Source organism: Flavobacterium sp., from assembly GCF_965284515.1.
Lineage (GTDB): Bacteria > Bacteroidota > Bacteroidia > Flavobacteriales > Flavobacteriaceae > Flavobacterium.
On record NZ_OZ260089.1, the window covers coordinates 2035412 to 2050894 of the forward strand.

The 15483-nt window shown below is 29.8% G+C and carries 18 protein-coding genes; 12 read left to right on the forward strand and 6 right to left on the reverse strand.

Going from position 1 to position 15483, the window contains the following annotated elements:
• Window positions 1-124 precede the first annotated feature (124 nt).
• The 3 genes from uvrA (at window position 125) to ACQ65T_RS09460 (ending at window position 3984) form a co-directional block, all read left to right on the forward strand.
• On the forward strand, window positions 125-2914 hold the full coding sequence (gene uvrA / locus ACQ65T_RS09450) for an excinuclease ABC subunit UvrA (protein ID WP_430400831.1): 2790 nt from the start codon (window positions 125-127) through the stop codon (window positions 2912-2914).
• An 11-nt stretch (window positions 2915-2925) separates the two neighbouring features.
• Window positions 2926-3399 carry a 23S rRNA (pseudouridine(1915)-N(3))-methyltransferase RlmH gene (gene rlmH, locus ACQ65T_RS09455; protein ID WP_430400832.1) on the forward strand — a complete coding sequence of 158 codons (474 nt, stop codon included), beginning with the start codon at window positions 2926-2928 and terminating at the stop codon, window positions 3397-3399.
• 105 nt (window positions 3400-3504) lie between these two features.
• Window positions 3505-3984, forward strand: a complete 480-nt coding sequence (locus ACQ65T_RS09460; protein WP_430400833.1) for a hypothetical protein — start codon at window positions 3505-3507, stop codon at window positions 3982-3984.
• Between the two features lie 38 nt (window positions 3985-4022).
• Here ACQ65T_RS09460 and ACQ65T_RS09465 read toward each other — a convergent pair whose 3' ends face one another.
• Entirely contained in the window at window positions 4023-4733 is a 711-nt protein-coding gene (locus ACQ65T_RS09465) for a hypothetical protein (protein WP_430400834.1), read from the reverse strand.
• Window positions 4730-5551 carry a dihydropteroate synthase gene (folP, locus tag ACQ65T_RS09470; protein ID WP_430400835.1) on the reverse strand — a complete coding sequence of 274 codons (822 nt, stop codon included), beginning with the start codon at window positions 5549-5551 and terminating at the stop codon, window positions 4730-4732. The genes ACQ65T_RS09465 and folP overlap by 4 nt, the downstream gene beginning before the upstream one ends.
• Before the next feature lie 90 nt (window positions 5552-5641).
• Here folP and ACQ65T_RS09475 point away from each other — a divergent pair, with 90 nt between their 5' ends.
• The 7 genes from ACQ65T_RS09475 (at window position 5642) to ACQ65T_RS09505 (ending at window position 9679) form a co-directional block, all read left to right on the forward strand.
• A complete protein-coding gene (locus ACQ65T_RS09475; protein ID WP_430400836.1) occupies window positions 5642-6184 on the forward strand; it encodes a DUF1599 domain-containing protein in 543 nt (180 codons plus the stop codon).
• Window positions 6185-6208: 24 nt separating this feature from the next.
• Window positions 6209-7324: a BT_3928 family protein gene (locus ACQ65T_RS09480; RefSeq protein ID WP_430400837.1), complete on the forward strand. Its 1116-nt coding sequence runs from the start codon at window positions 6209-6211 to the stop codon at window positions 7322-7324.
• A gap of 96 nt (window positions 7325-7420) precedes the next feature.
• Window positions 7421-7918 (forward strand): thioredoxin-like domain-containing protein, encoded by a 498-nt coding sequence (locus tag ACQ65T_RS09485; protein ID WP_430400838.1) that lies wholly within the window; start codon window positions 7421-7423, stop codon window positions 7916-7918.
• Window positions 7918-8667, forward strand: coding sequence for a triose-phosphate isomerase (gene tpiA / locus ACQ65T_RS09490; RefSeq protein WP_430400839.1), 750 nt, complete (start codon window positions 7918-7920; stop codon window positions 8665-8667). Before ACQ65T_RS09485 ends, tpiA begins: the two co-directional genes overlap by 1 nt.
• Before the next feature lie 98 nt (window positions 8668-8765).
• A complete protein-coding gene (locus ACQ65T_RS09495; protein WP_430400840.1) occupies window positions 8766-8894 on the forward strand; it encodes a GldL-related protein in 129 nt (42 codons plus the stop codon).
• 18 nt (window positions 8895-8912) lie between these two features.
• A complete protein-coding gene (locus tag ACQ65T_RS09500) occupies window positions 8913-9302 on the forward strand; it encodes a hypothetical protein (protein WP_430400841.1) in 390 nt (129 codons plus the stop codon).
• A gap of 11 nt (window positions 9303-9313) precedes the next feature.
• Window positions 9314-9679, forward strand: a complete 366-nt coding sequence (locus tag ACQ65T_RS09505; protein ID WP_430400842.1) for a DUF1304 domain-containing protein — start codon at window positions 9314-9316, stop codon at window positions 9677-9679.
• Window position 9680: 1 nt separating this feature from the next.
• Here the strand turns inward: ACQ65T_RS09505 and ACQ65T_RS09510 are convergent, their stop codons facing one another.
• Both ACQ65T_RS09510 and hutH read right to left on the reverse strand, forming a co-directional pair.
• A complete protein-coding gene (locus tag ACQ65T_RS09510) occupies window positions 9681-10142 on the reverse strand; it encodes a hypothetical protein (RefSeq protein WP_430400843.1) in 462 nt (153 codons plus the stop codon).
• Window positions 10143-10167: 25 nt separating this feature from the next.
• A complete protein-coding gene (gene hutH, locus ACQ65T_RS09515) occupies window positions 10168-11670 on the reverse strand; it encodes a histidine ammonia-lyase (RefSeq protein WP_430400844.1) in 1503 nt (500 codons plus the stop codon).
• 164 nt (window positions 11671-11834) lie between these two features.
• On the opposite strand from hutH, the gene gcvT reads away from it, so the two are divergent.
• On the forward strand, window positions 11835-12917 hold the full coding sequence (gcvT, locus tag ACQ65T_RS09520; RefSeq protein WP_430400845.1) for a glycine cleavage system aminomethyltransferase GcvT: 1083 nt from the start codon (window positions 11835-11837) through the stop codon (window positions 12915-12917).
• Window positions 12918-13025: 108 nt separating this feature from the next.
• Window positions 13026-13748, forward strand: coding sequence for a YebC/PmpR family DNA-binding transcriptional regulator (locus ACQ65T_RS09525; protein ID WP_430400846.1), 723 nt, complete (start codon window positions 13026-13028; stop codon window positions 13746-13748).
• A 45-nt stretch (window positions 13749-13793) separates the two neighbouring features.
• Here ACQ65T_RS09525 and ACQ65T_RS09530 read toward each other — a convergent pair whose 3' ends face one another.
• Window positions 13794-14813: a carboxypeptidase-like regulatory domain-containing protein gene (locus ACQ65T_RS09530; RefSeq protein WP_430400847.1), complete on the reverse strand. Its 1020-nt coding sequence runs from the start codon at window positions 14811-14813 to the stop codon at window positions 13794-13796.
• Window position 14814: 1 nt separating this feature from the next.
• On the reverse strand, window positions 14815-15435 hold the full coding sequence (locus tag ACQ65T_RS09535; protein ID WP_430400848.1) for an L-threonylcarbamoyladenylate synthase: 621 nt from the start codon (window positions 15433-15435) through the stop codon (window positions 14815-14817).
• Window positions 15436-15483: the final 48 nt, after the last annotated feature.

A 15483-nucleotide genomic window follows, 5' to 3' on the forward strand; every position in this document is an offset into this window, starting at 1 on the left:
AAAAGTTGAAATTTTAAAAATTGAAAAAAGTATTAATAGCTAAAGTTCAAAGTTTTTACAAAGACTCTATTAAATTGGCTTATGATTTTAATTTATGTAAATTTGCAAATCTTTACTTTTTGCCATGATAAAAACTGACTTTTCAAAGCTAGAACCTAAAAAAAATATCTTAATAAAAGGTGCTCAACTGCACAATTTAAAAAATATAGATGTTGCAATTCCTAGAAACAAACTAGTAGTAGTGACTGGATTATCGGGCTCTGGAAAATCGAGTTTAGCATTTGACACTCTTTATGCTGAAGGACAAAGACGTTATGTGGAAAGTTTATCTTCATATGCACGACAATTCTTAGGTCGTTTAGACAAACCAAAAGTAGAATATATTAAAGGTATAGCTCCTGCTATTGCTATTGAACAAAAAGTAAATACAACAAATGCTCGATCTACTGTAGGAACTTCAACTGAAATTTACGATTATTTAAAATTATTATTTGCACGAATTGGAAAAACTTACTCTCCTATCTCGGGTCAAGAAGTAAAAAAAGATACCGTTTCTGATGTAATTACAAAAATTGAAACGTTTGAAGAAAATAGTAAATGGTTATTACTTTCGCCTATTTACTTAGAAGAAGGAAGACCTTTAGAAGACAAATTGAAAGTACTATTACAACAAGGTTTTGCTCGAGTTTTAGTCAATAATGAAATGGTTCGTTTAGACGAAATTGAAGCTGATAAATTGGATGTTAACGACATTTTATTAATTATTGATAGAATCGTTGTAAAAAAAGAAGAAGAGTTTTTCAATAGATTAGCCGATTCTGTTCAAGTTGCTTTTTATGAAGGTAAAGGCGAATGTTATTTACAAGAATTAAATACTAAAAATAAGTTTTCTTTCAGTTCAAATTTTGATCTTGATGGGATGACATTCTTAGAACCTAATATTCATTTATTTAGTTTCAACAACCCTTATGGTGCCTGTCCAAAATGTGAAGGTTATGGAAGTGTTATTGGCATCGATGAAGAATTGGTTTTTCCAAATACAGCACTTTCTGTATACGAAAACGGAATTTATCCATGGCGAGGAGAAAGCATGAGTTGGTTTAGAGATGAATTGGTGAACAACGCTTATAAATTTGATTTTCCTATTCATAAACCCATTTTTGAACTGACTGACGAACAAAAACAATTGATTTGGACAGGAAATAAATATTTTACTGGTTTAGATGCATTCTTCGCTGAACTTGAAGAAAAGAATTATAAAATTCAAAATCGTGTAATGTTATCTCGTTATAGAGGAAAAACAAAATGTACTTCTTGTAAAGGAAAAAGATTAAGACCTGAGGCGAATTATATTAAAATTGCAAATAAAACCATTTCAGAACTAGTTGATTTACCAATAGTTAAGCTAATTGAATTCTTTAAAACCCTAGAATTAAACGATTACGATACTAAAGTAGCCAAACGCCTTTTAATTGAAATCAATAATCGTTTAGGCTTTTTATATAATGTTGGATTGAGTTATTTAACCTTAAATCGAAATTCAGCTACTTTGTCTGGTGGAGAATCGCAACGAATTAACTTAGCAACTTCACTTGGAAGTAGTTTGGTAGGTTCAATGTATATTTTAGACGAACCAAGTATTGGTTTACACCCAAAAGATACCGAACGATTAATTGAAGTCTTAAAAGAACTTCGCGATTTAGGGAATACGGTCATCGTTGTTGAACACGATGAGGATATCATGAAAGCAGCCGATATGATAATTGACATTGGTCCGGAGGCAGGAACAAATGGTGGATATTTAGTGGCACAAGGAACCTATGACGAAATTTTAAAAGCAGATTCTTTAACTGCCAAATATTTAAACGGACAAGAAGAAATTGCTGTTCCTAAAATTCGTAGAAAATTCAAAAATCACGTTGATATTATTGGCGCAAGAGAAAATAATTTACAAAATCAAGATTTCACTTTCCCATTAGATTGCTTGACAGTTATAACAGGAGTTTCAGGAAGTGGAAAAAGTACTTTAGTAAAAAAAATATTATTCCCTGCCATTCAAAAAAAATTAGAAGGTGTGGGAGAAAAACCGGGTCAGTTTACAGAACTAGCCGGAAGTTTCTCAAACATTAAGCATATAGAATACGTAGACCAAAACCCTATTGGTAGAAGTTCACGTTCCAATCCGGTTACCTACATAAAAGCATATGATGATATTAGGGATTTATTTTCTAAACAAAGTGTTTCTAAACTAAGAGGTTATTTACCAAAACATTTTTCTTTTAATGTCGATGGCGGAAGATGTGAAACTTGTAAAGGTGATGGTGAAGTTACGATTGAAATGCAATTCATGGCTGATGTGCATTTAGAATGTGAAACGTGCAACGGAAAACGATTTAAAAAAGAAGTTTTAGAAGCCTCTTTTGAAGGTAAAAACATTGATGATGTTTTAAAGCTTACCATTGACGATGCTTTAGCTTTTTTTACCGAACACAAGCAAACTAAAATAACCCAAAAACTGCAATGTTTACAAGATGTAGGTTTAGGTTATGTGCAACTAGGTCAGTCTTCTTCTACACTTTCTGGTGGAGAAGCACAACGTATTAAATTGGCTTCGTTTTTAGTAAAGGGTACAATTAAAGATAAAGCGTTATTTGTTTTTGACGAACCAACAACAGGTTTGCATTTCCATGATATTAAAAAGCTTTTAAAATCATTTGATGCTTTAATTGACAAAGGACATTCTATTATTGTAATTGAGCATAATTTAGATTTAATTAAGTGTGCCGATTATATTATTGACATTGGTCCAGAAGGCGGAGAATATGGCGGAAAACTAATGGCTTTTGGAACACCTGAAGAAGTAGCGAAAAACAAAAATTCGGTTACTGGGAAGTATTTAGCTGAGAAATTATAATTTACTTTCAAATGAACATCAAACTAATCACCATAGGAAAAACAGACAATAAAAACTTACAATCGCTGATTGATGAGTACAAAAAGCGTTTGTCTTTTTATGTAAAGTTTGAGTTAGAAATTATTCCGGATATTAAAAATGTTAAAAATTTAAGTGAAGCCCAACAAAAAGAAAAAGAAGGCGAATTAATTTTATCTAAAATTGTACCAACCGATCATTTAATCTTATTAGATGAGAATGGAAAAACATTTTCGAGTGTTGGTTTTTCTGAATTTCTTCAAAAGAAAATGAATGCAGGAATTAAAACTTTAGTCTTTGTAATTGGCGGTCCATATGGCTTTAGTGAAACCGTTTATAAACAAGCTGTTGGTAAAGTTTCTTTATCAGAAATGACTTTTTCACATCAAATGGTTCGATTGTTTATAATTGAACAAATTTATCGAGGTTTTACTATTTTAAGGAACGAACCATATCATCATCAATAATTGTTGATAAAAAAGTGATTTAATAAATTGATAATTTTTGTTTTATATATTTTTTAATATATATTTAACAAAAAATAAACTTAACCGATTAATTAATAACTACACATGAAAAAAATTATTCTTGCCTGTGCACTTTTTATAACATTCTTTTCAAATGCGCAAATTAAAGTAATTGAAACTACACCTATTATTAGACTAGGATCAATAGGTCAAAATGATATGTTCATTTTAACAGAAGGAAATAAATACACCTTCTTTTATAAGAACATTGAAAACGAAGAATCTATCAATTCTAAATCATTTTACTTTAAAGATTTAAATAACGATTACGATGCTTTAAACAAGATTATTGTAGATGGTTTTAATTCAGATCCTTTAGTAGATATTAAATTAGAATTACCTGAAGATTTCGTTTGGTTGCATTACTCTAAGAACTTAGGACAAACTTATGTTCAGTTTATGGCAAAAAACAAAAAGAATGAAACTACAGGAGTTACTAAAGCATTTAATTTAGATCAAATCAATAAATTATTTGAAAAGAAACTTGAAAAGAAAGATAAAAAAGACGAAATGTCTGAATTCTAAAATAAAAAAAGCCTTGCAATGCAAGGCTTTTTTTATTCCTATAATTTACAATTGCATTTAGGCAATTCCTTTTCATCATAAATAAATTCATAAGAAGAAATTTGAATCTTATCTGAATTTAATTTCCAAACTAGTACTTTATTTTGAATATATTGATCGTAAGTTAATCGTTTGTCAAAATTCAAATGTAATATAGTAGTTTTTCCATCGCTTGTAAAATCTGCAAAATCTTTTATAAAATCTATTAATTCTTCTTTTGCTACATCATTACCGTCTACTGTAATTTTATTTTCATTATTAAAATTGACAGTAAAGTTGTGATAAGGCATATAGGCTTCAGTATTCTTCTTAATAAAAAACTTAGAAAACTCATTATTCATTTTATATTGAACATCAGTAAAAGGTAAAAAAGCTAAATTCTTTCCAATACTATCAGCATAAGAAAAGACATTAATTGCTCCTTCTTTTTTATGTGAAGAATTTTTCTTTTTGTATTGAAGCAACATTACTTCAGGAATAACAATTTCTAACGGAAGTCTTTTATCAATATTAAAAACCCAATTTGTAGTACTTATAGCATTATTTTTATTGACATCAACAACACTATCGTTTTTATAAAACATATAAATTGGCGAATGATCTGTAAGTTCTTTCATTACAGAAACATCTGCTTTTGGTAACTGTACATCTTCTTTCTTACATGAAACAATTGATAAAAAAAGGGCTACGATTATACTTATTTTTTTCATTTTAATTGGGTAAAAATTTTGATACATTCTTGTGCTTCTTTAACATCGTGAACTCTTAAAATTTGAGCACCTTTTTGCAAAGCTATTGTATTTAAAACAGAGGTTCCATTTAAAGCTTCTTTTGGAGTAGTTTCTAATAATTTATAAATCATTGATTTTCTGGATATTCCAACTAAAATTGGTAATTCTAAAATAGAGAAAAAGTCTAACTTTTGCATGATTTCGTAATTATGTTCTAATGTTTTAGCAAAGCCAAATCCAGGATCAACGATTACGTCGTTAATTCCAAGTTTTCTTGCGGCATTAATTCTTTCCGAAAAATAAAACATAACTTCTTTTACCACATCTTCATAAGTGGCTATGGACTGCATGGTTTGTGGAGTCCCTTTCATGTGCATCATAACATAAGGAACTTGCAATTCAGCCACAGTTTGCAACATATTATCATCTAACATCCCTGCAGAAATATCATTTATCAATGTTGCACCTTTATTTATAGCTTGTTTCGCAACCTTACTTCTAAAGGTATCTATAGAAAGTAAAACATTGGGAAACTTACTTAAAAGTAAATCTATGACAGGCAAAACTCGATTCAATTCTTCTTCTTCAGAAACAAATTCGGACCCTGGTTTACTCGAATAAGCACCAACATCAATAAAAGTAGCACCATCATTCAACATTTTTTCAACCTGAGATATAATTTCTGCCTCATTCTTATAAGAACCTCCATCATAAAATGAATCAGGAGTAACATTTAAAATCCCCATTATTTTTGGGGAAGATAAATCAATAAGGTTTCCTTTACAGTTAATAGTCATACTTTAAAATCAAAATTCGTTAATCTTCATTATTCATTCCAAAAAAATAATGTTACTTTTGAAAAAACTTACTACAAAGATACCGAAATAATGAAGAATACGTCACAAGAATATGATGCAGTGATAGGAATTTGTCGCGATTTGTTTACTAAGAAAACAAAAGACTACGGAACTGCATGGAGAATACTACGTTTACCATCGTTAACTGACCAAATATATATTAAAGCGCAACGTATAAGAAGTCTGCAAGAAAATGAAGTACGTAAAGTTGATGAAGATGAAGCTTCTGAATTCATAGGAATCATAAACTACTGCATAATGGCTTTAGTGCAAATAGATAAAGGAATTGCGGAACAACCCGATTTAAAATATGACGAAGCGGTTCAATTATATGATGAAAAAATTGCCATAACAAAGCAATTGATGGAAGATAAAAATCATGACTATGGTGAAGCTTGGCGTGAAATGCGTGTAAGTAGTCTAACCGATTTAATTTTACAAAAGTTACTTCGAGTAAAACAAATTGAAGACAATAAAGGACAAACATTAGTTTCTGAAGGAATTGATGCTAATTACCAAGATATGATTAACTATTCTGTATTTGCATTGATACATATGAATATTGCAAAATAAAAATTTGAATTAAAAAAATAGAACATGAATTTTAGAAATATCATTACACAATTTTCAAGAATATTTGTTGGCGTTTTATTTATAATATCTGGCTTAATTAAGCTGAATGACCCAATAGGTTTCTCTTATAAACTAGAAGAATATTTTAATGCAAATGTTTTAGACGTTGAGTTTTTAATTCCTTTTGCATTAATCATTGCATGTTTTGTAGTTATTTTTGAAGTGGTTTTAGGTGTAATGTTACTGATTGGTTTTAAAACAAAATTCACCATTTGGAGTTTGCTTGCAATGATTGTGTTTTTCACTTTTCTTACCTTCTACTCTGCTTACTTTAACAAAGTTACAGATTGTGGTTGTTTTGGTGATGCCTTAAAACTAACACCTTGGGAATCATTCACAAAAGATATTGTGTTATTGTTTTTCATTTTAATTCTTTTCTTCAATCAAAAATTCATAAATCCAATATTAGATAAAACTCCTATTAACTTAACTGTTTTTGCAACGTATTCATTGTGTTTATTTATGGCTTTTTATGTTTTACAACATTTACCATTAAAAGATTTTAGAGCCTATAAAGTGGGAACTAACATTCAACAAGGAATGGAAATTCCGGTTGGCGCAGAAAAAAGCGAATATGAAATGGTATTTACTTACAAAGTAAATGGTGTGGATACAGAAATTAGCTATGCTGATGTAATGGCTGGTAAAATCCCTGAAGACGCAGAGTTTGTAGACAGAAAAGACAAATTAATCAAACAAGGTTATGTTCCGCCAATTCATGATTTCTCTATTGAAAAAGATGGAAGTGATTATACTGATAGTGTTTTAGAAGAACCAAAAGTAATGATGTTCATTTCTTATGATTTAGAAAAATCTAAAGACAAAGGTATGGAAGCATTAGAAGATTTACACCAAAAAGCAATTGCAAAAGGATACTTAGTAATTGGTATGACTTCTTCAAATCAAGAAACAATTGCAGCTTATAAATCAAAATTCAAACATACATTTGACTACTATTTTTGTGATGCAACTACTTTAAAAACTGTTGAAAGAGCTAATCCAAGTATTGTGCTTTTAGAAAAAGGAACAATCGTTCAAAAAGTACATTTCAACGACATTGACAAATTAAACTTAAAATAAAAGTTTGATAACGAAGAATAAGTAAACAATTGGGGTTTTATTAAGAAAGTTCAAGCATACAAATTGTACTTTTATGGAAAACATAATATAATAAACATGAAAAAGATTATCTCATTATTATCAATAGCATTATTTACACTTTCGTGTTCGCAAGCTCAACAAACAGAGTTTAAACAAGAAGCTCTAGAAAATGTAATGGTAGATACAGCTAACGAATCTATTGCATTTAAAGATATTTTAAAAAAATACGAAGGAAAAACCATTGTTATTGATGTTTGGGCTTCTTGGTGTTCAGATTGTATTAAAGGAATGCCAAAATTAAAAGCATTACAAGAACAATTTCCAGAGGCTATTTACTTATTCATTTCTATGGATAAAAATTACGAAGCTTGGACAAAAGGAATTGCTAAATATAATGTACAAGGTGAGCACTATTTAACATCTGACGGAATGAAAGGTGTTTTTGGAAAATCAGTGAAACTAAATTGGATTCCACGTTATATGGTAGTTGATAAAACAGGTAAAATTGCATTATTTAAAGCTATCGAAGCTGATGATGAAAAAATAACAGAAACATTAAATTCATTGAAATAATGAGAAAAAATATAGTTGCAGGAAACTGGAAAATGCACAAAACACATTCAGAAACAATTACTTTAATTGAAGAAATTACTTTAAAAAAACAAAATACTTCAACTGAAATTATTGTAGCTCCCACGTTTGTTAACTTACAAACAGCAGTAACCATTTCCGAAGGAAACAATATTACTGTTGCAGCTCAAAACATGCATCAGGCTGAAGGTGGCGCTTTTACAGGAGAAATTTCTGCATCAATGTTAACCGATATTGGTGTGAACACAGTAATTCTTGGTCATAGCGAAAGAAGAGCTTATTTTCATGAAACAGATGCATTGTTAGCAAATAAAGTAGACACTGCTTTAAAACATAATATGCGTGTTATTTTTTGTTTTGGCGAAGAATTAAAAGACCGTCAAATTGATAATCACTTTAATGTGGTGGAATACCAGTTAAGAGATGCTTTATTTCATTTAGGCAAAAACGATTGGGCAAATATTATTTTAGCTTACGAACCTGTTTGGGCTATTGGAACAGGTGAAACTGCTTCTCCAGAACAAGCTCAAGAAATGCATGCATTTATTAGAAGTTTAGTTGATAAAGTATTTGGTAATGATGTTGCCGAAAATGTTTCTATTCTTTATGGTGGAAGTGTAAAACCAGACAATGCTAAAGAAATATTCTCTAAAAAAGATGTCGATGGTGGTTTAATAGGTGGAGCGGCTTTAAAAGCAGATGACTTTTTAGCAATTGTTAATGGGTTTTAGTTTTTTTCAAAATACATAGTAACTATCTTTAAAAAGATTCTTTTTCCTAAAAAATGCAAAAAAAATATTTATTACCATTAATAGTTTTTCTAATTGGTATGATTCTCACGATTATTGGTTCACTATTTAAAATAATGCATTGGCCTGGTGCAAGCATTATGTTAATTATTGGAATGCTTTCGGAAGCAGCTGCACTAATTATATTAATCATTACAATTTTAAAATAATAATAATAATAATATATTATGAAATACTTCTCTAGATTACTTCTAATCTTAGCATTAATACTAACTTCAATTTCTTTCGGTCAAAACGATTGTAAAAAGTATAGAAATGGTACTTTTAAATACGTAGATAAGGATTCAGGAAATGTATTTCTAATTAAAAGAAAAGGAAACATTCAATATGAAGAAATTGAAGGCGAAGCAGAAGTTTATGCTTTTCATGTCAATTGGATTTCAGATTGTATGTATACATTATATCCTACAAAGGAAACACTTGAAAGAAACAAAGAATTTGGTGGGTATTTATATGTTGAAATAACAGATATTAGAGAAAAATCTATTGTATTGAGAAGTACAATGAAAGAACATCCAGAAATGATAATATATTCGGAAGTAACAATTTTAGAATAAATCATTATAAAATGAACATAATTTCACAACTATTAATCATCCTTGTAGCACTACTCCACTTGTATTTCTTATGGTTAGAAATGTTTGTTTGGACCACAAAAGCTTATAAAGTGTTTCGAAATTTCCCAAAAGATTTGTTTGAAAAAACAAAAACAATGGCTGCGAATCAAGGGTTGTATAACGGATTTTTAGCCGCAGGATTAATTTGGTCTTTATTTATAACAGATGTTGTTTGGAGCAATAACATTGCATTGTTCTTTTTAACATGCATTGCCATTGCAGGAATTTACGGTGCTTATTCTGTTTCTAAAAAGATATTTTTTGTACAAGGAATTCCTGCTATATTAGGAATTTTGAGTTTGATTTTTTTTAAGTGAATTAATTAAACACATTTTTATACATATAAAAATTATCAGGAATTTCATCTTTTATTTCAACTATATTTGAAATAATTGTGGGCTTTACACTTATTATTTTTGTTGTATTATCAACTTCTACTATATGTATGCTCTCAAATTTCTTTATATCATTATGGATGAGTTTGAACTCATGTTTACCAGGTAATAAATAAATAATAACGTATTCATTCGCTTTAATTTGACCAAGAGCTCTATTGTTAATCCAAACATTTAAAGTAGAAGAATTATCAATTTTATGGTTAAACTCAGCGCCATTATATATTAAAATTTTACCACTATCAAACTCACCAATAAGCACAGGATCGGAAATAGAACGCTGTAATATATATTCAGATTTTAAAGGTTTTAATCCACAAGATAAAAACATTCTAATACTTAAAAAATAACAAATTATTTTAAATACCTTAAAACTATTATTCATAAATATGGTTTCATTTATAAAAAAATTAATCCTCCAAATCAATTTGAAAACTATTCAAAAACTGAATCGATTTTTCAATATCGTAATGTAAAATTCTATCTTCACTTACAAAAGGAACTTCTTCTCTGTACGATTTAATAAACATTTCAATAAAATCACTCGATTTTAAAGGTCTTCTAAATTCTAAAGCTTGTGAAGCATTCATCAATTCAATAGCCAAAATACGTTCTAAATTTTCAACAATTTTAAGTGTTTTAGTTGCTGCGTTTGCACCCATACTTACATGATCTTCTTGTCCGTTACTTGAAACAATACTATCTATACTTGCTGGCGTTGCAAATTGTTTGTTTTGACTTACAATACTTGCCGCAGTGTATTGCGGAATCATAAATCCTGAATTTAAACCTGGATCATTCACTAAAAAGGCAGGTAAACCTCTTAATCCTGAAATTAATTGATACGTTCTTCTTTCTGAAATACTCCCTAATTCAGCCAATCCTAACCCTAAAAAGTCTAAAGCTAAAGCCAAAGGCTGTCCATGGAAATTTCCGCCAGAAATAATTTGATCTTCGCCTACAAAAATATTTGGATTATCAGTAACAGAATTAATCTCTGTACGGAATACTTTCTTTACGTAATCAATAGTATCTTTACTCGCTCCATGTACTTGTGGAATACATCTAAACGAATACGGATCCTGTACATGTACTTTCTCTTGTTCTATAATTTCACTTCCGTCAAGGAATTCAAGCATTTTTTCAGCAGTTACAACCTGACCTTTATGCGGACGAATTAAGTGAATCAAATCAGTATAAGGTTCTTTTCTTCCATCAAAACCTTCTAATGAAACAGCTCCAATTAAATCGGCTAAATACGATAATTTACAAGATTTTATTAAACTGTAAACTCCATATGCACCCATAAATTGAGTTCCGTTCAATAAAGCCAAACCTTCTTTTGATTTTAATACTAAAGGCTTCCAACCAAAACTTTCTAAAACTTTATTAGATGGTTGTCTAAATCCATTATAATAAACTTCACCTTCACCTAAAAGAGGTAACGATAAATGGGCCAATGGAGATAAATCTCCTGATGCTCCTAATGAACCTTGAGTATATATAACTGGCAAAACATCATTATTGTAAAATGCAATTAAACGCTCAACAGTTTCTAACTGAACGCCTGAATGTCCGTAACTTAACGATTGAACCTTAAGCAACAACATTAACTTCACAATCTCATGAGGCACTTCATCACCTGTTCCACATGCATGAGATTTTACTAAGTTTTCTTGAAGCTTAGATAAATTTTCTCCTGCAATCTTTACATTACAAAGCGAACCAAAACCAGTATTAATTCCGTAAATTGGTTTATCATGAGATTTCATTTTCTCATCTAAATAATTACGACATTTTTCAATATTAACACGAGCTTCTTCTGATAATTCTAGCTTTAAATCATGAGAAATTATTTCATTAATTTTCTCAATAGATAATAAATCAGCACTTATATAATGTATTGTTTCCATCTTAAAATTTTAAGTCCCAAAATTCAGCAAACAATTGTTAAAATGCAAGGTTTCGTTAAGATAATCATCATTTTATTTTTTATTAGAATAAAACTCTGCTTTTATACGTCCAAAAATTAAGATTTTTAATAAATTAGCGACTTGAAATTTTATACTTTAAAATAATGAAAAATACAGCTTTAACTCACGTTCATGAAAGTTTAGGAGCAAAAATGGTTCCTTTTGCAGGTTATAATATGCCTGTTCAATATGAAGGTGTAAATGCAGAACACGAAATTGTTAGAACAGGAGTGGGAGTTTTTGATGTTTCGCACATGGGAGAATTTTTCCTAAAAGGAGAAAATGCATTGGCATTGATTCAAAAAGTGACTTCAAATGATGCTTCTAAGTTGGTTGATGGTAAAGCACAATATTCTTGTTTACCAAATAACGAAGGTGGAATTGTAGATGATTTAATTATTTATAAAATAGCTGATAATCATTATATGCTTGTTGTAAATGCATCAAATATTGAAAAAGATTGGAATTGGATATCTAAACATAACGACCTTGGTGTTGAGATGCAAGATTTATCAGATTCTTATTCTTTATTAGCAATACAAGGTCCAAAAGCTGCTGAAGCGATGCAATCGTTGACTTCAATTGATTTAGTTAATATGCCTTATTATACGTTTCAAATTGGAGAATTTGCAGGTGTGAATAATGTAACGGTTTCTGCAACTGGTTATACTGGTTCTGGAGGTTTTGAAATTTATTTTAAAAATGAAGATGCTGAAACGATTTGGAACAAAGTTTTTGAAGCTGGAGCATCATTTGGAATAAAACCAATTGGTTTAGCGGCAAGAGATACTTTACGTTTAGAAATGGGATTCTGTCTATATGGAAACGATATTAACGATACCACTTCACCGCTAGAAGCTGGTTTAGGTTGGATTACCAAATTTGACAAAGAATTTACCAATTCTGAAAATTTAAAGAAACAAAAAGAAGCAGGTGTTACTCGTAAATTAGTTGCATTTGAATTAACAGAAAGAGGAATTCCTCGTCACGATTATGAAATTGCTGATGCAAACGGAAATGTTGTTGGAATTGTTACATCGGGAACAATGTCACCATCACTGGGTAAAGCAATTGGTTTAGGATATGTACCTACTGCTCTATCTGCGGTTGATTCTGAAATATTTATTAGAATTAGAAATAAAGATATTGCTGCAAAAGTGGTAAAATTACCTTTTTATAAGAAGTAAACAAGATCAAGTTCAACTTCAAAAATAAAATTTGAAATTGATTTTTGAAGTTGATTTTTGTTCTTGAACTTGAAATAATTAAATTTGCACAGATTAAAAAAATAAGAAATGGGAAGAGCATTCGAATTTAGAAAAGCACGTAAAATGAAACGTTGGTCAGCAATGGCTAAAACGTTTACTCGTATAGGAAAAGATATTGCAATGGCTGTTAGTGAGGGTGGACCAAATCCTGATACTAACTCTAGATTGAGAGCAGTAATGCAGAATGCAAAGTCTGCCAACATGCCAAAAGATACTGTTGAACGTGCAATTAAAAAAGCTTCTGACAAAGATACTGCTCATTACAAAGAAGTATTGTTTGAAGGATATGCACCGCACGGAATTGCAATATTAATTGAAACAGCTACCGATAATAACAATAGAACGGTTGCTAATATTAGAAGTTATTTTAATAAATGTAACGGAACATTTGGAACACAAGGTTCGGTTGAGTTTATGTTTGACCATACTTGTAATTTTAGAATTCCGGCTGAAGGACAAGATGTAGAAGAATTAGAATTGGAAATGATTGATTTTGGTGTTGAAGAAATTTTTGAAGATGAAGACGGCATTTTAATGTATGCTCCTTTTGAAAGTTTTGGTGCCATTCAAAAAGAATTGGAAAACAGAGGTTTAGAAATACTTTCATCTGGTTTTGAGAGAATTCCACAAGTTACAAAAGAACTTACAGCAGAAGAAGCTGCAGACGTTGAAAAACTTTTAGAAAAAATTGAAGAAGATGATGATGTAATGAACGTTTATCATTCGATGCAAGAAAATACAGAAGAATAATCAAAAAAAAACCGCTGCAATTGCAGCGGTTTTTTTTGATTAAATTTATTCTATTCCATAATTAGATGGCAACATATCACCTACTTTCTTTTCTGAAAGCGCTCCCGAAAAGTAAATTTTTTCATAGTTAGAAAACAAACCGTATTTATCAATTATGAAGTTATCCGTATGAAAAATAATTTTAGATTGCTCTCTTCTATCGTATAAAAGACTAAATTCTGCCACAAAGTCTTTTGATTTTAAACCTCTTTCTTGAGGTACTATTTTAATTTGCGTGACATCTAAAGTATCTTTTGCTGTAAAATGATTGTTTGGATCATCCTGAAAAGCTTTATAGAAAAGTAAAAAATTATCCCTTTTGAAATCCATTTTGGCAAAGTTTCTAAAAAATTCTAAGAAAGAACCTTTAAAAGTTTTCTCTCTATTTTTAATTATTTTATCTGAATTTGAAACCTCTTCAAATCTTGAGGTTCCAACATAAATACTCGAATAAATAGCAGAATTATTCATTGTATATTTATGAAATTTAGCATCAAAAGAGGTTAAGTTGAAAAATACTTTATATCCTAAATAAGGATTATTAATTACCAAAGGTGTATCTGCAAAGGCTTTAAGAGTAAAGTTTTCTTTATCATATATGAAATATAACTCCTCTTCATTTTCGATAGTGCATTTTTTACCTGCTTTTGTAGTTCCTAAGAATTGTTTTTTAAAAACATCCATCATTTGCTTTCTAGAAAACTCATTACTTAATACTACAACCTCTTTTAGCGTTTCAGTTGATTCTTGTAATATGAACTTGTATCTTCTGTTGTAATTAATATTGTTTAGATAAATATTTTCATAACCTATAAAACTAACTATTAAAGTGGCATTTATATTTGATTTTATAGTAAAAGAAAACTTACCATCAATGTCTGTTGTTGCTCCATATAAAGTTCCGTCAAAGTAAACAGATGCTCCCATTATTGGTTGATTATTAGAATCAATAACGGTACCTTGAACAGTTTGAGCATTTATATAAGCAGATACAAATAAAAGAAGAATTAATAACGATTTATTCATATTACAAAATATCTAAACTTCCTTTTCCTTCACGAATAACTTCTGGTTCATAGCCTGTTAAATCGATTATGGTTGAAGCAATATTATCTCCATAACCTCCATCAATTACTAAATCGACCATAGATTCCCATTTTTCGAAAATCAATTCAGGATCAGTAGAATATTCAATTACTTCATCTTCATCACGAATCGAAGTTGAAACGATAGGGTTTCCTAATAATTTTACAATTTCTAAGGCAATGTTATTTGCAGGAACACGAATACCAACTGTTTTCTTTTTACGAAATTCTTTAGGTAAATCGTTATTTCCTGGTAAAATGAAAGTGTAAGGGCCTGGTAATGCTCTTTTTAAAATTTTAAAAGTTGAATTGTCAATTTGCTTTACATAATTAGAAATATTACTTAAATCATTACAAATAAATGAAAAGTTCGCTTTTTCTAACTTAATTCCTTTAATTTTTGCAATACGTTCCAATGCTTTTGTATTGGTAATATCACATCCTAAACCGTAAACTGTGTCGGTAGGATAAATGATTAAACCGCCGTTTCGTAAAACATCAACTACTTTTTTAATTGCAGCTTCACTGGGCTTGTCTTCGTATATTTTAATAAATTCTGCCATATATTCTTGGTTATTAGGTTATGGGTTGTAGGTTATGGGTTATTTTTT